The 16,705-nt window shown below is 71.2% G+C and carries 21 protein-coding genes and 1 pseudogene; 10 read left to right on the forward strand and 12 right to left on the reverse strand.

Features of this window, described 5'->3' with window-relative positions:
* Positions 1 to 85 precede the first annotated feature (85 nt).
* Positions 86 to 682 carry a dihydrofolate reductase family protein gene (locus ACFHWT_RS06350; protein WP_416593624.1) on the reverse strand — a complete coding sequence of 199 codons (597 nt, stop codon included), beginning with the start codon at positions 680 to 682 and terminating at the stop codon, positions 86 to 88.
* 117 nt (positions 683 to 799) lie between these two features.
* Between ACFHWT_RS06350 and ACFHWT_RS06355 the strand changes: the two genes are divergently transcribed.
* The gene (locus ACFHWT_RS06355) at positions 800 to 1,048 is read left to right on the forward strand and encodes a hypothetical protein (protein WP_416593625.1); all 249 of its coding nucleotides are present in this window, start codon (positions 800 to 802) and stop codon (positions 1,046 to 1,048) included.
* A gap of 339 nt (positions 1,049 to 1,387) precedes the next feature.
* Positions 1,388 to 2,251, forward strand: a complete 864-nt coding sequence (locus tag ACFHWT_RS06360) for a bifunctional 5,10-methylenetetrahydrofolate dehydrogenase/5,10-methenyltetrahydrofolate cyclohydrolase (RefSeq protein ID WP_416593626.1) — start codon at positions 1,388 to 1,390, stop codon at positions 2,249 to 2,251.
* Positions 2,252 to 2,308: 57 nt separating this feature from the next.
* Here the strand turns inward: ACFHWT_RS06360 and ACFHWT_RS06365 are convergent, their stop codons facing one another.
* The 8 genes from ACFHWT_RS06365 to ACFHWT_RS06400 form a co-directional block, all read right to left on the reverse strand.
* Positions 2,309 to 3,211, reverse strand: coding sequence for an ADP-ribosylglycohydrolase family protein (locus tag ACFHWT_RS06365; protein WP_416593627.1), 903 nt, complete (start codon positions 3,209 to 3,211; stop codon positions 2,309 to 2,311).
* Between the two features lie 63 nt (positions 3,212 to 3,274).
* Complete coding sequence (locus ACFHWT_RS06370) at positions 3,275 to 4,420, reverse strand: RNA polymerase sigma factor (protein WP_416593628.1); 1,146 nt, start codon at positions 4,418 to 4,420, stop codon at positions 3,275 to 3,277.
* On the reverse strand, positions 4,417 to 4,824 hold the full coding sequence (locus tag ACFHWT_RS06375) for a YciI family protein (protein WP_416593629.1): 408 nt from the start codon (positions 4,822 to 4,824) through the stop codon (positions 4,417 to 4,419). The genes ACFHWT_RS06370 and ACFHWT_RS06375 overlap by 4 nt, the downstream gene beginning before the upstream one ends.
* 125 nt (positions 4,825 to 4,949) lie before the next feature.
* Positions 4,950 to 5,624 (reverse strand): DNA polymerase beta superfamily protein, encoded by a 675-nt coding sequence (locus tag ACFHWT_RS06380; protein ID WP_416593630.1) that lies wholly within the window; start codon positions 5,622 to 5,624, stop codon positions 4,950 to 4,952.
* A 20-nt stretch (positions 5,625 to 5,644) separates the two neighbouring features.
* Positions 5,645 to 6,214 (reverse strand): GNAT family N-acetyltransferase, encoded by a 570-nt coding sequence (locus ACFHWT_RS06385; RefSeq protein WP_416593631.1) that lies wholly within the window; start codon positions 6,212 to 6,214, stop codon positions 5,645 to 5,647.
* Between the two features lie 87 nt (positions 6,215 to 6,301).
* Positions 6,302 to 6,514, reverse strand: a complete 213-nt coding sequence (locus ACFHWT_RS06390) for a DNA-binding protein (protein WP_416593632.1) — start codon at positions 6,512 to 6,514, stop codon at positions 6,302 to 6,304.
* Positions 6,515 to 6,691: 177 nt separating this feature from the next.
* Positions 6,692 to 6,889 carry a DUF397 domain-containing protein gene (locus ACFHWT_RS06395; protein WP_416593633.1) on the reverse strand — a complete coding sequence of 66 codons (198 nt, stop codon included), beginning with the start codon at positions 6,887 to 6,889 and terminating at the stop codon, positions 6,692 to 6,694.
* 33 nt (positions 6,890 to 6,922) lie between these two features.
* Complete coding sequence (locus ACFHWT_RS06400; protein ID WP_416593678.1) at positions 6,923 to 7,093, reverse strand: DUF397 domain-containing protein; 171 nt, start codon at positions 7,091 to 7,093, stop codon at positions 6,923 to 6,925.
* Between ACFHWT_RS06400 and ACFHWT_RS06405 the strand changes: the two are divergent.
* Positions 7,052 to 7,291, forward strand: a pseudogene (locus ACFHWT_RS06405) (Uma2 family endonuclease); the annotation flags it as partial. The gene ACFHWT_RS06400 and the pseudogene ACFHWT_RS06405 sit on opposite strands and share 42 nt — an antisense overlap.
* Positions 7,292 to 7,317: 26 nt before the next feature.
* Here the strand turns inward: ACFHWT_RS06405 and ACFHWT_RS06410 are convergent.
* A complete protein-coding gene (locus ACFHWT_RS06410) occupies positions 7,318 to 9,384 on the reverse strand; it encodes an alpha-glucuronidase (RefSeq protein ID WP_416593634.1) in 2,067 nt (688 codons plus the stop codon).
* 106 nt (positions 9,385 to 9,490) lie between these two features.
* On the opposite strand from ACFHWT_RS06410, the gene ACFHWT_RS06415 reads away from it, so the two are divergent.
* Positions 9,491 to 9,991: a DUF456 domain-containing protein gene (locus ACFHWT_RS06415; RefSeq protein WP_416593635.1), complete on the forward strand. Its 501-nt coding sequence runs from the start codon at positions 9,491 to 9,493 to the stop codon at positions 9,989 to 9,991.
* Between the two features lie 31 nt (positions 9,992 to 10,022).
* On the opposite strand, the gene ACFHWT_RS06420 is transcribed toward ACFHWT_RS06415, so the two are convergent.
* On the reverse strand, positions 10,023 to 10,838 hold the full coding sequence (locus ACFHWT_RS06420) for an aldo/keto reductase (RefSeq protein WP_416593636.1): 816 nt from the start codon (positions 10,836 to 10,838) through the stop codon (positions 10,023 to 10,025).
* Between the two features lie 15 nt (positions 10,839 to 10,853).
* On the opposite strand from ACFHWT_RS06420, the gene ACFHWT_RS06425 reads away from it, so the two are divergent.
* Positions 10,854 to 11,216 (forward strand): helix-turn-helix transcriptional regulator, encoded by a 363-nt coding sequence (locus tag ACFHWT_RS06425; RefSeq protein ID WP_416593637.1) that lies wholly within the window; start codon positions 10,854 to 10,856, stop codon positions 11,214 to 11,216.
* 39 nt (positions 11,217 to 11,255) lie between these two features.
* On the opposite strand, the gene ACFHWT_RS06430 is transcribed toward ACFHWT_RS06425, so the two are convergent.
* Positions 11,256 to 13,211, reverse strand: coding sequence for a heavy metal translocating P-type ATPase (locus ACFHWT_RS06430; RefSeq protein WP_416593638.1), 1,956 nt, complete (start codon positions 13,209 to 13,211; stop codon positions 11,256 to 11,258).
* Positions 13,212 to 13,277: 66 nt separating this feature from the next.
* Between ACFHWT_RS06430 and ACFHWT_RS06435 the strand changes: the two genes are divergently transcribed.
* The 5 genes from ACFHWT_RS06435 (at position 13,278) to ACFHWT_RS06455 (ending at position 16,689) form a co-directional block, all read left to right on the forward strand.
* The gene (locus ACFHWT_RS06435; RefSeq protein ID WP_281551430.1) at positions 13,278 to 13,646 is read left to right on the forward strand and encodes an ArsR/SmtB family transcription factor; all 369 of its coding nucleotides are present in this window, start codon (positions 13,278 to 13,280) and stop codon (positions 13,644 to 13,646) included.
* 110 nt (positions 13,647 to 13,756) lie between these two features.
* Positions 13,757 to 13,936 carry a 50S ribosomal protein L32 gene (rpmF, locus tag ACFHWT_RS06440; protein WP_282232161.1) on the forward strand — a complete coding sequence of 60 codons (180 nt, stop codon included), beginning with the start codon at positions 13,757 to 13,759 and terminating at the stop codon, positions 13,934 to 13,936.
* Positions 13,933 to 15,258 carry a GTP-binding protein gene (locus tag ACFHWT_RS06445; protein WP_416593639.1) on the forward strand — a complete coding sequence of 442 codons (1,326 nt, stop codon included), beginning with the start codon at positions 13,933 to 13,935 and terminating at the stop codon, positions 15,256 to 15,258. The genes rpmF and ACFHWT_RS06445 overlap by 4 nt, the downstream gene beginning before the upstream one ends.
* A gap of 59 nt (positions 15,259 to 15,317) precedes the next feature.
* Positions 15,318 to 16,004 (forward strand): choice-of-anchor M domain-containing protein, encoded by a 687-nt coding sequence (locus ACFHWT_RS06450; protein ID WP_416593640.1) that lies wholly within the window; start codon positions 15,318 to 15,320, stop codon positions 16,002 to 16,004.
* Positions 16,005 to 16,035: 31 nt separating this feature from the next.
* Positions 16,036 to 16,689, forward strand: a complete 654-nt coding sequence (locus ACFHWT_RS06455; protein ID WP_282232158.1) for a choice-of-anchor M domain-containing protein — start codon at positions 16,036 to 16,038, stop codon at positions 16,687 to 16,689.
* Positions 16,690 to 16,705 lie beyond the last annotated feature (16 nt).

The raw sequence follows: 16,705 nt of genomic DNA on the forward strand, positions 1-16,705 counted from the left end.
CGGGCCACGATAGGCCGTTTTCTGGAATCATTCAAGTTTCGGTACGGAGGTGTCGCCGACCTGCGGCGACCAGTAAAACCGCAGGTCATGCCAGTTGGCGGGCGCCTCGAACGGCGTACCGGTGCAGGGTGACGCCCTGCTCGAAGGCACGGTTCTCCAGCAGGTCGAGTTCGACCGGGGCATCCAGGTCGTCGAACAGAGCCCGGCCGGTGCCGAGGATCACCGGGTGGACGAACAGCATCACCTCGTCGAGCAGGCCGGCCCGCAGCAACTGGGTGGCGACGGTGGCCCCACCGATGCCGATGTCACCGTCGGCCCGCGCCCGTAGCTCGGCGAGCGCCGCCACGGCGTCACCGTCGCGGCCGACGACGCGGGTGTCGTGTCCGGCGTCGACGCGGGTACGCGACACCAGCACCTTCGGGGTCGACGTCCAGATTTCGCCGTACTCCCGCAGGAAACCCGGCAGCGACGCGTCGTCGCGCGCGCCCGGCCAGAACGCCTCCATGATCTCGTAGACCTTCCGCCCCTGCACCATCTGGGACAGCGCCCGCGCCCGCGCGTTGAACTCCCGGTGCAGCGACTCCCCGATACGCATCCAGTCGCCGCCGCCGTTCTCACCCGGGGCGTGCTCAATCTTCATGTCCACGGACACGTTCATCCAGTACACGAACCGGCCCGGCACGCGCCCTCCCTGGTGATCGCGGCACTCGACTGACCGCACAGACGTTAGCGGTTCGACCACGCCGCTGTGGGCCATGCACCGACCAGCGCGCTAGCCCGTGTTCGTCACAATGGCAGCGTGCCCGGCCAGCTCTACCCACCGACCTGGCAACGCCTGACGTGGTTCCTGGCCCTCGGCATGGGTGTGGTCTGCCTGATCGGCGCCGCGGTCGATGGAGATGGCTGGACGAGGCCGGCCGCGGTGCTCGGCGCGACGGTGACGCTAGCCGCTGCCACGCGCAGCGTGTTCCTGCGCGTCGACGTCCATTCGGACCACGTCGTGTTGGTCAACTGGCTCCAGACCGTGCGGTTACCCTGGCCGGGGTAGCCCGGTTCGGCCACGACGACCGTGGACTCTGGGTCCGCCGCCGCGACGGCACCGAGCTGCGAGCCTCGGCCTTTCAGCACGGTCCCACGGCGTTCGGCTTCTCCCGATGCCCGACGGCCGTCGCCGCAGCCCGACTGGAAAAGCTCCGCCGCCGTCGTCGTCGAGAGTCCTCGGCTCTGCGGCGGCCCGCCCGCCACGAGCGGTCGCCGGCAGCGAAGCACGCAGCGCGCCGGCCCCGGTATCCTCGTCGTCAGTGCGACTGGCGGCACGGGGATGGCGGACCATCGGGGAGCCGGCCACGGGAGTCGACCGCCTGGGCTCCCGTCCGAAGGGACTCCCATGCCCGTGAACGCTCGCCTGCTGCCCGGCGCGCCGGTAGCCGAAGCCGTACTCGCCGATGTCACCCGCCGGGTGGCCGCCCTGCGCAAACGTGGCATCACGCCCAGCCTCGCCACCCTCCTGGTCGGCGACGACGACGCCAGCGCCGGCTACATCCGCCTCAAACAGCGCCAGGCCGCCGAGTTGGGCTTCGACTCCCCGCACCGGCACCTGCCCGCCGCCGCCACCCAGGACGACCTGCTCCACGTGATCGCCGATTTCAACGCCGACGATCGGGTGCACGCCGCCCTGATCCAGTACCCCGTCCCAGGTCACCTCGACTACGACACCGCCCTGCAGAGCCTCGACCCAGACAAGGACGTCGACGGTATGCACCCGCTCAACATGGGTCGCCTCGCCGTCGGCCTGCCGGGACCTGTGCCGTGTACTCCGGCCGGGATCGAGGCGCTGCTGGCCCACCACCAGATCCCGGTCGCCGGCCGAGAAGTGGTCATCCTCGGCCGGGGCGCCACCATCGGCCGACCGCTGGCTATGCTGCTGGCCCAGAAACGCCCCACCGCCAACGCTGCGGTGACCGTGGTCCACACCGGAGTCCCCGACTGGCCCCGCTACACCCAGCGCGCCGGGATCCTGATCGCGGCGGCCGGCGTACCCGGCATCATCCAGCCCGAGCACGTCCGGCCCGGCGCGGTGGTGATCGGCGCCGGTGTCCGCTACGCCGGCCGCCGCCTACTGCCGGACGTCGACGAGGCCTGCGCCGAGGTCGCCTCCGCGATCACTCCACGCGTCGGCGGCGTCGGACCGACCACCGTCGCCATGCTGTTCCGCAACGCGGTATACAGCGCCGAACGGGCGACCTGGTAGCAGCCGACCCGGCCCGCCGGCCAGCGTCCACCGCGGTCGTCGACCCTTCGCGGCGCGCTACCGGGTCGGGCGTACGCGGTCGGGGAGCGGTTCGCGGCCGGCCAGCCACCGCGCCGGGATCCCGCCCGGTCCGGAGCCGGTGTACGCGGCCACGACGCCGCCGACGATCGCCGCGGTCGTGTCGACGTCGCCGCCGGCCTCGACACAGGCGTGGATCGCCGCCGGGTAGTCGTCGAGCCGGCTCGCGGCGACCCACAGTGCGAACGGGACGGTGTCGACGGCCAGCACCTGCGAGCCGTTGCCCAACTCGTACGCCGCCTCGGCGACGCTGACCCCCAGCAACCGTCTGGCCCGGACGATCCCTGCGTGCAGTCGGCCGTCGATCAGGTGGGCCAGTACCACGTCGAGCAGTTCGGCCGGCTCGGGCCGGGACCGGGTCAGCCGGGACCAGCCGGCTTCCGCCGCCGCGACGGCGACCGCGACCGCACCCAGGATCGCCTCGGGGTGGGCGTGGGTGACCTCCGCCGAACGCCAGGCCTGCAGAGCGGCGGTACGGTTGTCGCCCGCGTGGAAGGCGCCGAGTGGGGCGACCCGCATCGCGGCGCCGTTGCCCATCGACCCCTGGCCGTCGAACGCCGCACCTGCCGCGTCCCGCCAGGCGACGCCTTGGCGGATCTGGCGTAGCAGGACCACCGCGCCGGCACCGTAGCCACGGTACGCCTCGAAGTGCCCGGCGAACCGGGCCGCCAGGCGGTCCTGGTCGATACCGTCGCGCTCGCGCAGCTCGGCGACGATCGAGCAGGCCATCTCGGTGTCGTCGGTCCACGGCCATGGCCCGGCCGGTGGGTCACCATCTGGTAGCGCGGCGGAGCTGGTGCCGGGGACGAAGAACTGGGCGCCGAGGGCGTCACCGACAGAAAGGCCGTCAAGACTGTCATAGCAGAGGTCGAGCATCGTCATGTCGCAGCAGACTCTGCCAGTTGCGGCGGCCGTCGGGAAGGCCGGAGCCACTGCGGGTCACCGTCAACTTCGCAGCTGCGCGTTGAGCCGGGCGGCCTGTCGCGTGAGGTGGTCGCGTTCGGGCAGGTTGGGCGCTGACCGGGCGGCCTGCGCGTACAGCCGTGCCGCGGTCGCCGGATCCCCGTCGCGCTCGTGCAGGTGTGCCGCGACGGCGGCGTACCGGGGCAGGGCCGGGTCGAGCTCTGCCAGGGCGGCCAGACCGGCTCGCCCGCCGTCGGCCTCGCCGAGCGCGACGGCCCGGTTGAGTCGTGCCACCGGGTTGTCGGTGGGGCGTACCAGTTCGTCGTACCACTCGACGATCTGCACCCAGTCGGTCTCCTCAGCGGTCTGCGCGTCGGCGTGCAGCGCGGCGATGGCAGCCTGGGCCTGGAACTCGCCCAGCCGGTCGCGGGTGAGGGCAGCCTGGAGCACGTCGACGCCCTCGGTGATGAGTGCGGTGTCCCACCGGCTGCGGTCCTGCTCGGCGAGCGGCACGAGCCGACCATCGGGACCGGTGCGGGCCGGACGCCGGGCGTGGTGCAGCAGCATCAGCGCCAGCAGGCCGGCGACCTCCGTATTGTCGATCATGCCTGCCAGTTGGCGGGTGAGCCGGATCGCCTCGGCGGCGAGGTCCACGTCACCGGAGTACCCCTCGTTGAAGACCAGGTAGAGCACGCGCAGCACGGTGGCGACGTCACCTGGCTGGTCGAACCGGACGCCGGCGACGGTCCGTTTGGCCCTGCTGATCCGCTGGGCCATGGTCGCCTCCGGCACCAGGTAGGCCTGCGCGATCTGCCGCGTGGTCAGTCCGCCGACCGCGCGCAGCGTGAGCGCGACCGCCGAGGCGGGGGCCAGGGCCGGATGAGCGCACAGGAAGTACAGCGCCAGCGTGTCGTCCGCCGCCGTGCTCTGCTCGGGCACGGGTTCGGCGTCGACCAGATCCTCCCGTCGACGTCGGGAGGCGTCGGCGCGGACGGCGTCGAGGAACCTGCGCCAGGCCACCGTGACCAGCCAGCCCTTGGGATCGCCCGGCGGGTCGTCGGGCCATCCGCGTACCGCCTCGACCAGGGCGTCCTGCACGGCGTCCTCGGCCGCCGCGAAGTCGGCTCCGCGGCGGACGAGGACGCCGATCACCGCGGGCACCAGCTCCCGCAGCAGGGACTCGTTCACTCGGTGGACGTGGGCTGCTCGGCGTAGAACGGCCGCACCTCGATCCACTCGTGGATCGGCTTGCCACCGGCACCGGGAGCTGCGGACAGCTCGCCGGCCAGCTCGATCGCGCGCTCGTAGTTCTCCACGTCGATCACCATCCAGCCGGCGATCAGGTCCTTGGTCTCGGCGAACGGGCCGTCGGTGACCGGTGGCCTGCCTTCGCCGTCGTAGCGGACGAAGGTGCCCTCCGGGGAGAGCGCCTGACCATCGACGAACTCGCCAATGCCCTCCAGCCGGGCGGCAAAGTCACGCATGTACTGGATGTGGGCCGTGACCTCCGCCGGCTCCCACTTGTCCATCGGTACGTCGTTGACCGCCGCCGGCGCGCCCCGGTAGTGCTTGAGCAGCAGGTACTTAGCCATCTTTTCTCCTTGGTGAGGTACGGCCCCATTGTGGCCGTGTTCGCACCTGGGACGGAGCCGCTCACCGGTTCTCGACATGCCGGCGCGAAATTTCTCCGAGAAACTTCAACGACTCCGCGCGCCGGTCACCGCAGGTTCCTTTTCCGTACGCCGATGAGCAGCCGGTCGACGGCGGCCCGGTCGGGCTGCTCCGGCAGTACGGTGCCGGCCGCCGCGTCGTCGAGCTCGGCCAGCAGATCCGCCGCCCAGCGGGTGACCGCCGCCCACGGCAGCTCGCCGCGCCGGAGGGCGAGCAGCCGGTCCCGCGACGGTCCCACGTCGACCAGGACCTGCCCGGTACGCAGCACATGGGCACCGGCGGTCAGTAGCCGGATCATGTGCATGGCCTGCTTGTGGTTGGTCTCGCCGGTGCGTTTCCGGCGGGCCGCCACCCGGTCGAGCTGGTCGCGGGCGTAGCCGCCGTACGTCTGGGCCAGCCGCGTCGACAGGAACGCCTGCCGGGCGGCCCGCAACTGCTCGCCGTCCTCGCGCAGCGTCTCGATCAGCGGGGACCAGAGCGCCTCCAGGACGGTCGGATTGCCCTGCAGGGCCAGCGCGCAGAAACGTTCGAACTCCCAGGAGAACTGCTCCGGCGCCGGTCCGTCGAGGTGGGTGGGCGGCTTGTCCAGCTGCCAGAACGTCCGGGTCGGGGCCACGTACACGCCGCGCCGGTCATGGTCGGAGTCCGGCCCGTGCAACCCGTACGCCCGGGATCCGACGACGACGGCGAGTACGGTGTGCCGCTCGACGAGGTCAACCACGCCGGGCAGGGTACCGCTGATCAACAGAGCTGAAGGTAGATATAGCGGGTGTCGCCCGGGCCGGGGCGGCTGTGGCCGTCGGCCCGCCAGCCCCGAGCGGTGTAGAAGCGTTGGCCACGAACGTTACGGTCCCACGCCTCCAGCACCCCGCCAATCCGGCCGGTCCGCTGCAGGTACGTGACGAAAGCGTCGTGCAGCAGCCCGCCGATTCCTCGGCCCCAGCGGTCGGGGAGTACGTGGATCTGGTACAGCTGACCGACGTGGGCCGGGTCGACGTGACCAGCGAAGGCGGGTCCCATCGCGGCGCAGCCGACGACCCGGCTGTCGAGGACAGCGGCGACGGTGAACAGTTCCGGCGAGGTGACCGCGTTAGCCCAGGCGGCACGCCGTTCGGCGTGCGCCTCGGGCGAGGACAACGATGGGTCGGCCGGATCCAGCCCACCCGTTGCCGTGTAGTAGGCGGTACGGGCCAGCGTGTGCACCTCGGTCAGCTGGTCGACATCGGCGAGCGTGGCTTCGCGTACCGTCGCTGCCGGTCCGGCGGCGGGCTGCGGCTCGCCATGATCACTTGGCGTTCTGCTGGGCGACACGCCGGCATTTTCCCAGCAAAGCGTCAAGTGATCATGGTGGGCTGGGACGCCGGCACCGTCAGGCGAGGTCAACCGGTGTCTCCTCCGTCAGTCGGCGAAGGTGAGGCCGCGTTCGGCCAGTGCGGTGGCCAGGATGCCGAGGGCCTTCGGGCCGATGCCGTGCATGGCCAGCAGATCGGCGCGACGGTACGTGGCGACCTGGGCGAGGGTGGTGACGCCGGCTGCCAGCAGGGCACTGTTGGCAGGCCGCCCGATCGGCGGCAGGTCACCGATCTGGGCGGGCAGATGGCGGGTACTCATTCGCCCACGGTACCCGGGCCGGCATCACGGCTGGAGCCCTGCATCGATGTGAGGCTCAGATACCTTACGGGGCAGTCTTGACGTATCTCAGCCTCACATCGCCGCAGCATTGGCGCAGTCAGGCTATGAGCCACTGGCGGACAACGGAGGAGTCGACGCGGTGCTGACGGGCTTGCGTCAGCGGCTGGACACCGTGGTGAGGAACGCCGTCCAGGCTCCGGTGGGGAAGAGGAGTGCCGGGCCGTGTGGGTCCTTGGAGTCGCGTACGCCGATCGTGCCGCCGGCCAGCGTGGCTACTTCGAGGCAGTTCGACCCGCTGGCACTGCTGCGGCTGCTCTTGCGCCAGCGTGCGTGAGGCAGGTCCGGCGCGATCACGTCGCGTCCGTCCGATCGTTGCAGCAAGCCGAGTCAGCCCTTCGGGGAGCTGCCGGCCTTCAAGCTGGACAGAAAGTTGGTGAAGGCGGCCGGGCTGAAGAGCAGAGCTGGGCCGGTGGCGTCCTTGCTGTCCCGTACGCCTACGGCGATGTCGAGGTCACCTCGCCGAGCAACGCCGCCACCGACCGGCTGCTCAAGATGCAGTTCTACGCCGCCGCGCGGATCGGGTGGTACCTGCTGGTGGAGCCGGAGCTGCCTGCCTTCTCCGCTGTCACCCTGCGGCTGTTCCGGCTCGACGGTGAGCACTACGTCGAGCACGCGACCGCGACGAAAGGCGAGGTGCTGGCCGCCGAGCGGCCGTTCCCGTTCCGGGTCGACTCCGGTGCGTTGCTCGACGGGTGACCGGGTTCGACGGGTGACGAAGCCGGTCAGTGGATGCGGCGGCCGTGCGCGTCCGGGACACCGGACTTGCGGAAGAAGTACGTGTTGATCTGGTCGCGCCACTCCCGCGCGGAGCGGACCTGTTCATCGAGGCGCTCGGCGACCCGGGCGTACAGGGCGGGGTCGAGGCCGGCGTCGGCGACGTCGCGCCACCGGTCCCGCATGGCGATCGCCTCATCGGCCCCGGCGAAGTGGGTGTCGTAGATGTGCTGGATCACCGTCGACCCGCTGTGCAGCACATGCCCGTACGGCACGTGGTGGAAGAACAGCAGCAGCTCGTCGGGGCAGTCGGTCAACGACTCGTACACGTCCGACCAGGGCTTCGGGTACTGGCTGGTGTAACCGGTGCCGGTGGCCCGGGTCCGGTCCACGCCGACGCCGTCGCGGTCGGCGAAGTGGTAGGTGCCCCACTGGGAGTACTCGTACCCGTCGACGGACGGACCGTAGTGGTTGCCGGGGTTGACCATGAAGCCGACACCCAGTGGGGCGGTGTACCGCTCGTAGGTGCGCCACGAGCCGTCCATGATCGCGTGCAGTGCCTGCCGCAACTGCGCCGGATCGGAGACCGCGCCGGCCGGGAAGGTCAGGTCGATCCACTCGTCGAGCAGCGCGGCCGGGTCGGCGGTCGGGTCCCAGCCGAGCCGGCCGAACGCGTACAGGTTGGCCTGGGCGAGCGGATGCCCGCACCAGAACGGGTCGTCGCCGACGTTCGACACGGCGGCCAGGGTGCCGCCCCGCGCGGCGATCGCGGCGACCGACGACCCCGCGTCACCGCTGACGTCCCCGTCGGCCTCCAGACTGTCGCCGTCGAACCGGAAGCTGAGCACCTCGCTCCACAGCGGAGCCAGGTAGCAGACGTGCCGCTGCTGCCCGGTGTACTCCTGGGTGACCTGCAGCTCGACGGCCAGCCGGGTGGCCGGCATCGCGCCGATCACCGGGGACACCGGCTCCCGGGGCTGGAAGTCGACCGGACCGTACTTGACCTGCACGATCGCGTTGTCGCGGAACTGGCCGTCGAGCGGGGCGAAATGGTCGTACGCGGCCCGTGCCCGATCGGTGGAGCGGTCCCGCCAGTCCCGCCGGTGGTTGTAGACGAACGCCCGCCAGTGCACCACCCCGCCGTGCGGGGCGAGGGCGTCGGCGAGCAGGTTGGCGCCGTCGGCGTGGCTGCGTCCGTACGTGAACGGGCCGGGCTGGCCCTCCGAGTCGGCCTTCACCACGTACCCGCCGAAGTCGGGCACCCTGCCGTAGACTTGGGCGGTAGTGGCCGACCACCAGTCGCGTACCGCCGGATCGTGCGGGTCGGCCGTGGCCAGGCCGCCAAGCACCATCGGCGCGGCGAACGTCACCGACAGGTGCAACCGGATGCCGTACGGGCGGAAGATGTCGGCGAACGTGGCGACGTCGTCGAGTCGGTCGGTGAGCAGCCGCGCCTCGGTACGCCCCACGTTGACGTTGTTGATGGTGACCGCGTTGACGCCGCTGGCGGCGAGCAACCTGGCGTACGCCCGGACCCGGTCGAGGTCGTCGGTGATCGCGCCGTCCCGCCAGAAGATCGACCCGCCGGAGTAGCCCCGCTCGACCTGCCCCATCACCGGGTGCACGTCGACGTTGTCCCAGTGGTCGAGCATCCGCCGTCGGATCGCCGGCCGGTGCGTCCGGGTGGCCATGTCGTCGCCGAACGCCGACTCGCCGAGCCGGACCACGTGGAACAATCCGTACAGCAGCCCTGCGGGAGCGTCGGCGGTGACCGTGGTGAGGCTGCCGGCCCGGCCAATCGTGTAGCCCTCCTCGCCGAGGTCGTCGACCGCACCGGCTGTCGCACCGGGACCGGCGGCACCGGTCAACGCCAGCATCAGGTCCGCCTCGCCGTCGACCGACAGCCGGGTCACCGATCCGCCGAACCGGGCGCAGGCCGCCCGCACCTCGGCGTACACGGTGGCGACGGACTCCTCGGCGCCGGAGACCAGGGTGTGCCGCGACCCGATAGCGCGCCACACCTGCGCCGGTAGCCAGGCCGGATGAACATCATTTGCCGGTGCAGCAGCGGCCACGCGATCCTCCCGAGGTTTCGGACATTGTTTCGGATCCGTACCCGAATCGCAGCCCTGCGACAACGCCGGGCTCGCCACGCTGGCGGTCGTCGGTCACCCTGTCGGTGTGGATCTCGACGACACACAGACGCTGGTCACCCTGCTCAGCGGCCTGGCAATCCTGATCGGGCTGATCGGCGTGCTCGTGCCGATCCTGCCCGGTCTGCTGCTCTGCTGGGCCGGCGTGCTCGGCTGGGCGATCTTCAGCGACGCCGGTGGCGGCCGGTGGCTGGTCGTCGCCGTGGCGACCCTGATCGCAGTCGGTGGCACGGTGACCAAGTATCTGTGGCCGGGGCGGGACCTGAGACGGGCCGGCGTACCCAACCGGTCGCTGCTGGTCGGCGGCGCGCTGGGCCTGGTCGGCTTCTTCCTTGTCCCGGTGCTCGGCCTGGTGATCGGCTTCGTGCTCGGCGTCTGGCTGGCCGAGCGGCAGCGGCTCGGTGACTTCGCCGCCGCCTGGCCGGCCACGAAGCGGGCGGTACTGGCGGTCGGGCTGGCGATGCTGATCGAGCTGGGTGCCGCGCTCGCGATCGCCGGGCTGTGGCTGCTCGGCCTGCTCGTGGCCTGAACCACGAGCAGGCCGGGCGGCGCGCCGGCCGTTACCAGACCGGCATCCGGGCGGCCGGGTAGCGGGAGCCGGCTGCGCCGTGCGGCAGGATCTCGCGGATCCGGTCGACCTCGGCCGGGCTGAGTGCGACGGCGGCCGCCGCCACGTTCTCGGCGAGCCGTTGCGGGTTGCGGGTGCCCGGGATCGGCACGATGTCATCGCCCTGGGCGAGCAGCCAGGCCAGGGCGAGCTGGGTGACCGCGACGCCCTTGGCGGCGGCGAGCGCGGTCAGCTCGCGCACTGCGGCCTGGTTCTGTTCGTAGTTGCCCGGCTGCCAGCGTTCGTCCCAGGTCCGCATGTCACCGTCCGGGTATTCGGCGGCGGGCCGGACCGCGCCGGTCAGGAAGCCGCGGCCGAGCGGCGAGTACGCAACGAAGCCGATGCCCAGCTCGCGGACCGTCGGCAGCACCTGCGGCTCCACCGCCCGTTCGAACACCGAGTACTCGGTCTGCAGCACCGACACCGGGTGGACGGCGTGCGCCCGCCGGATGACGTCCGGGCCGGCCTCACTGAGCCCGAAGTAGCGCACCTTGCCTTCGGCGATCAGCTCACCGACAGTGCCTGCGACGTCCTCGATCGGCACGTTCGGGTCGACCCGGTGCTGGTAGAGCAGGTCGATGTGGTCGGTGCCGAGGTGGCGCAGACTGTTGTCGGTGACCTCGCGGATGTGTTCCGGCCGGCTGTCGAACGCCGTGCCGAACCGGCTCGGGTCGGTCAGGTCGAAACCGAACTTGGTGGCGAGCACCACCTCGTCGCGGAAGCTGTGGACCGCGTTGCCGAGCAGTTGCTCGTTGCTGCCGGTGCCCAACCCGCCGAGTCCCGGTTGTCGCAGGTCCGGGCAGCGGCCGGGCTGATCCGGGCCCGGTCCGCCGAGCCGTTGACGGTCGAGCAGATCGCGGCGGCGGCCCACCTGAGCGTGGCGACCCTGCACCGGCACTTCAAGGCGGTGACCGGGATGAGCCCGATGCGCTTCCAGAAGTCCCTGCGGCTGCAGCAGGCCCGGCGGCTGCTGCTCGCCGGCGCGGACACCGCCGCTGGAGTGGCCAGGACGGTCGGGTACGTCAGCGCGACCCAGTTCAACCGCGAGTACCGGCGGGCGTACGGCGTACCGCCAGGTCGCGACGCGGCCCGGCGGCGCGCCGGCGACCTGGCGTCGGCAGCTGCGGGGCCGTCGCCGACAGCCTGACCGTCGCCGCGCGTTGGGGCCGTCAATGCGTTGGGACCGTCAATGCTGCCAGGCCGAGCGGCGCAGCAGCCGCATGCCGTTGAGCGCGACCAGGATGGTGGAGCCCTCGTGCCCGGCGACGCCGAGCGGCAGCGGCAGGTGGCCGACGATGTCCCAGGTCGCCAGGACGACGATGACGGTGCCGGCGATGACCAGGTTGGCGACCACGCAGCGCCGGGCCCGCCGGGCGAGGGCGACGACCGCCGGGATGGTGGTCAGGTCGTCGCGGACGATGACGGTGTCCGCGGTCTCCAGCGCGAGGTCGGCACCGACGCCACCCATCGCGACGCCGGTGTGCGCGGTGGCCAGTGCGGGCGCGTCGTTGACCCCGTCGCCGACCACCAGCACCCGCCGGCCGTCGGACTGCATTCCGCGGACGGTGGCGACCTTGTCCTGCGGCAGCAGGCCGGCCCGTACCTCGTCGATGCCGACCTCGGCGGCCAGCCCGCCGGCTGCCTGCGGGTTGTCGCCGGTGAGCAGCACCGGCGACCGCCCGGTCAGGGCACGCAGCGCGGCGGTGACCGAGGCCGCGCCGGGTCGCAACCGGTCGGTGAGCGCGAGGACGGCTGCCGGCGTGCCGTCGACGGCGACCACGACGGCGGTCTGGCCGGCGGACTCCACTTCGGCGACCAGCCGGCGGGCCTCGTCGTCGGTGGCGGTCAGCAGCTGGGCCGGGCTGGCCACGGCTACCTGCCGGTCACCGACGCGGGCCGTGACGCCGCGCCCTGGTAGTGCGGCGAACGTGTCGGTGGCGGCGATCGCCAACTGGCGGTCGCGGGCGGCGGCGACCACGGCGACACCGATCGGGTGTTCGCTGGGCAGTTCGGCGGCGGCGGCGAGAGCCAGCAGTTGGTCCGCGTCGCCGGTGGCCGGATCACCGGGTACGGGGTGGACGGCGGTGACTCGGGGCCGACCCTCGGTGAGGGTGCCGGTCTTGTCGAAGGCGACCAGGTCGGCACGGCCGAGGCGTTCGATCACCCCGGCGGATTTGACCAGTACGCCGTGTCGGCCGGCGGTGGCGATCGCGGCGAGCAGCGGCGGCATGGTCGCCAGCACCACGGCGCACGGCGAGGCCACGATCATGAAGGTCATCGCCCGCAGCAGGGCGTCGGTGAGGCTGTCGCCGAGGGCGAGCGGGATGCCGAACAGGGCGAGAGTCGCGACCACGACTCCGACCGAGTAGCGCTGCTCGATCCGTTCGATGAACAGCTGGGTGGGTGCCTTGCTGGCGGCGGCCTCCTCGACCATGGCGGCGATCCGGGCGACGACGGTCTCGCCTGCCGGGGTGGTCACCCGGACCCGTAGCGCTCCGGTGCCGTTGAGGGTGCCGGCGTACACGTCGTCGCCGTGGCTGCGGTCCACCGGTAGCGGCTCGCCGGTGATGGTGGCCTGGTCGACCTCGCTGGCGCCGTCGACAACCTGTCCGTCGGCGCCGATCCGCTCGCCGGGGCGGACCAGGATGACGTCGCCGACGCGCAGTGTGACGGTGTCGACCCGCTGTTCGGTGCCGTCGACGATCCGCGTCGCCTGGGGTGGGGCCAGGTCGAGCAGGCTGTGGACGGCGTCGGCGGTTCGTCGGGTGGCGAGCGCTTCCAGCGCGCCGGAGGTGGCGAAGATGACGATCAGCAGGGCGCCGTCGAAGACCTGGTTGACGGCGGCGGCACCGATCGCGGCGACCACCATCAGCAGGTCGACGTCGAGGGTGCGTTCGCGTAGTGCGCGCAGCCCGGACCAGCCCGGTTCCCAACCGCCGGCGACGTAGCAGGCCAGGTAGGCGGCCCACCAGCTCCACGCCGGGGCTCCGGCCAGGTGCAGCGTGCCGCCGAGGGCGAACAGCGCGGTCGCGGCGGTCGCCCAGCGGACCTCGGGCAGCGCCCAGATCGGGGTACGGCGGGTGGCGTCGGCCAGGCGCTCGGCGCGTGTCGGGGGCGCGTACGGCGGGGTATCGATGAGCACGGCCATGACAATAGCTGCGCAGCTATGCAGGTATGCAAGTAGGCGGCCTCGACTAGTCTGACCGGCATGCACACCTCGATTCCGGATTTCCGGATGCCGGTCGAGGAGCAGGTGCACCTGGCCGCGGAGACGTTCCGCCTGCTCGCCGACCCCACCCGGATCAAGATTCTCTGGGCGCTGCTGCAGGGTGAGTCGTCGGTCGCCTGCCTGGCCGAGTTGGTCGGTGCCGCGCCGACGGCGGTCAGCCAGCACCTGGCCAAGCTGCGGCTCGCCGGGCTGGTGCGGGGGCGCCGGGAGGGCACATTCGTCTACTACTCGGCCGCAGACGTGCACGTTCGGCAGTTGCTGGCCGAGGCGCTGTTCCACGCCGACCATGCCGACCGCGAGCTGCCCGACCACGGGCCGGGGGAGCGGGTCTCCGATCACCACGGGTGAGCGCCTGGCTCGTGGCCGGTCACCTGTGGTGGAGTCGAAACCGGCCGCGTCGGTCCCACTTAATGAAAACGGCTTCCGTTATCGTCTGGGTAGACGAGAGGAGGCCGTCCATGGCCGTACCGAAGCGCCGCACCTCGCGGTCGAACACCCGCCACCGGCGCGCCCAGTGGAAGGCGGCGGTGCCGATGCTGGTGACCTGCCCCTGCCCTCGACAGGAGAAGGTCCTGCCGCACCGGGCCTGCGCACACTGCGGCCTGTACCGGGGCCGCCAGGTCGAGGATCCGCGATGACCGGTGCGGTGGCCAGCGAGGGGAACGGTGCGACGGCCGGCGCGGTGGCCAGTGACCGTCGGCTGCCGGTAACGGTGCTGTCCGGATTCCTCGGTGCGGGCAAGACCACCCTGCTCAACCACATTTTGGCCAACCGGGAAGGGCGGCGGGTCGCGGTCATTGTCAACGACATGAGCGAGATCAACATCGACGCCGCACTGGTGCGCGACGGCGGTAGCCTGTCGCGTACCGAGGAACGCCTGGTCGAGATGACCAACGGCTGCATCTGCTGCACGCTGCGCGACGACCTGCTGGTGGAAATCGCCCGACTGGCTCGGCTGGGCCGCTTCGACTACCTGGTGATCGAGTCCAGCGGCATCTCCGAACCACTGCCGGTGGCGGCCACGTTCGCCTTCGGCACCGACGACGGTGGGGTGCTGGCCGACATCGCCCGGCTGGACACCATGGTCACTGTCGTCGACGCGCCGCACCTGATCGCCCAGTTGCGGGCCGGCGAGTCGCTGGAGCAGCGTGGGCTGGCCGCGTACGACGACGATGACCGCACCATCGCCGACCTGCTGGTCGACCAGATCGAGTTCGCCGACGTGATCCTGGTCAACAAGACCGACCTGGTCGGGTCGGCCGAGTTGGCGACGGTCGAGGCGCTGGTGACCAGGCTGAACCCGAAGGCCCGTCAGCTGCGGACCGTGCGGGCGCAGGTCCCGTTGGGCGAGGTGCTCGACACCGGGCGGTTCGATCTGGAGGGGGCCGAGACCGCTCCCGGTTGGGTCGCCGAACTCAACGGCGAGCACGTGCCGGAGACGATCGAGTACGGCATCAGCAGCATCGTCTACCGGGCGGTCGTGCCGTTTCATCCGCAGCGGCTCTGGGATCTGCTCGCCGAGCTGGACAGCTTCGGCGTCGTACGGTCGAAGGGCTTTCTCTGGCTGGCGACCCGGCCCGATGTGCAGGCACTGTGGTCGCAGGCCGGTCCGTCGGCGCGGTGCGACCCGGCGGGGGTGCCGGTGGCCAGCTCCGGTGAGTGGCCCGACGACCCGGCCGAGCGGGCCGACCTGGAGTTCCGGTGGGATCCGGTCTTCGGCGACCGGCACCAGGAGCTGGTGTTCATCGGCATCGGGCTCGATGGCGAGCGGCTACGGGCGGCGCTGGACGACGCACTGCTCACCGATGCCGAGCTCGCGGCGGCCGGAGCGGGGCTGGCCGCCGGGCTCGCGGCATGGCGCGAGCTGCCGGACCCGTTTCCCGACTGGGATGTCGGCGAGCTGGACGAACATGGACATGTGTCGACTCAGACAGGTCGCACCCCTACCGCGATAAGTTGAAAACGATTACCATTAGCTCCCGGTGGTCCACCAGGGACCACCGGGAGGGAGTCTGTCCCATGTCGACTGCAACTCGCCGGCGGGCCGCCGGTACGTTCGTCGCCAGCGCCGCGATGATTGCCGCTCTGGTGGTTTCGGCCACTCCGGCGCAGGCGCACGGCACCGGCCTGCCCGTGGTCCTGCATGAAGGACACGTCGACGTCATCGAGGTCGAGTACGAGGACGGTGAGCTGGAGCTCGGCGTCCACGACGACACCGTCGAGCCGGGTGAGCACCGCCACCACGACGACGTGATCTTCGTCGTCAAGCCCCAGGCGAAGACCACCGTGCCCAGTGACCCGGCCTTCGCCTTCCTCGGCACGGCCGGCTCGCCGGTGTGGATCCTGCCGCAGATCGAGAACGAGGAACTGCTCTTCGCCGGCCTCGCCACCGAGGAGCTCGAAGCGGGCGTCTTCGCCGGCGACTCGGTCGACCTGACCGTGCAGCAGCTGATCAGCGCCCCCAGCTCCGCCAAGATGGCGATCTACATCGAGGACCTGTTCGGGCAGCCGACCGTGCTGGCCAACAGCCGCGACGGGCTGCCGGACGTTGTCGACCTGGCGGTCGGTGAGCACCTGCACGTCAACTGGGCGTTCAGCAAGGCGGGCGTCTACCTGCTCAAGGTCAAGGCCAGTGCCACTCTGGCGGGCACCACGACCGTCGTCGAGTCCGACTCGGTCTACCTGCGATTCGTCGTCCTGCCCTGACGTGCGTCGGGAATCCGGAGGGAGCAGTGTGATGAAGACTCCTGGCCGCCGGCTGCTGGCCGGTATCGCGTCGAGTGCCCTCGCTGCGGTGCTCGCGGTCGCCGTACCCACCCCGGCGCAGGCCACGATCGTCGAACTGACCAGTGGCCACGTAGATGTCATCAATGTCGATCATGTCGCCGGTGGGCCGATCGAGGTCACCGTTGGCGATGACACCGGCGCTACCTTCGTCGAGCGTGACCCGTCCACCGTGGTCCTCGTGGTGCCTGCCGCCGCGCACACGGCGGTGCCGTCCGGTTCCGCCTGGTCGTTCCTCGGCAGCGGGGGGTACGCCTACGTGTTGCCGCAGACCAACACCGCCGGGCTGCTCTGGGCCGGCTGGGACACCACCGGGGTGGCCAGCGGGGCGTTGCAGTTCAACCGGGTCGTGTTCAAGCTGACCGGCGTGCAGGGGCCGGGCGGGTTCAGCATCTTCACCGCCTCGGGCGGCACGCCCACGGTGCTGTTCGACAGCGGCAACGGTCTGCCGGACAGCCTGAACGTCAACCGCAACACCCATGCCCACGTCAACTGGGGCTTCGACGTGGCCGGCACCTACGTGGCGACGTTCGAGGTAAGCGGCGTGCGTGCGTCGAACGGGCAGCCGGTGAGCAGCACCGAGGAATTCACCTTCGAGGTCGGCTGACCCCGTTCGACCCGAG

The sequence above is a fragment of the Micromonospora sp. LOL_021 genome (assembly GCF_048060215.1).
GTDB lineage: Bacteria > Actinomycetota > Actinomycetes > Mycobacteriales > Micromonosporaceae > Micromonospora_E.

Bases quoted from the DNA above. Each gene is read 5' to 3' on its own strand.
- ACFHWT_RS06360 (WP_416593626.1), top strand. From the start codon at position 1,388: ATGCCCGTGAACGCTCGCCTGCTGCCCGGCGCGCCGGTAGCCGAAGCC.
- ACFHWT_RS06365 (WP_416593627.1), bottom strand. From the start codon at position 3,211: ATGACGATGCTCGACCTCTGCTATGACAGTCTTGACGGCCTTTCTGTC.
- ACFHWT_RS06375 (WP_416593629.1), bottom strand. From the start codon at position 4,824: ATGGCTAAGTACCTGCTGCTCAAGCACTACCGGGGCGCGCCGGCGGCG.
- ACFHWT_RS06390 (WP_416593632.1), bottom strand. From the start codon at position 6,514: ATGAGTACCCGCCATCTGCCCGCCCAGATCGGTGACCTGCCGCCGATC.
- ACFHWT_RS06435 (WP_281551430.1), top strand. From the start codon at position 13,278: ATGCACACCTCGATTCCGGATTTCCGGATGCCGGTCGAGGAGCAGGTG.
- rpmF (WP_282232161.1), top strand. From the start codon at position 13,757: ATGGCCGTACCGAAGCGCCGCACCTCGCGGTCGAACACCCGCCACCGG.
- ACFHWT_RS06445 (WP_416593639.1), top strand. From the start codon at position 13,933: ATGACCGGTGCGGTGGCCAGCGAGGGGAACGGTGCGACGGCCGGCGCG.
- ACFHWT_RS06450 (WP_416593640.1), top strand. From the start codon at position 15,318: ATGTCGACTGCAACTCGCCGGCGGGCCGCCGGTACGTTCGTCGCCAGC.
- ACFHWT_RS06455 (WP_282232158.1), top strand. From the start codon at position 16,036: ATGAAGACTCCTGGCCGCCGGCTGCTGGCCGGTATCGCGTCGAGTGCC.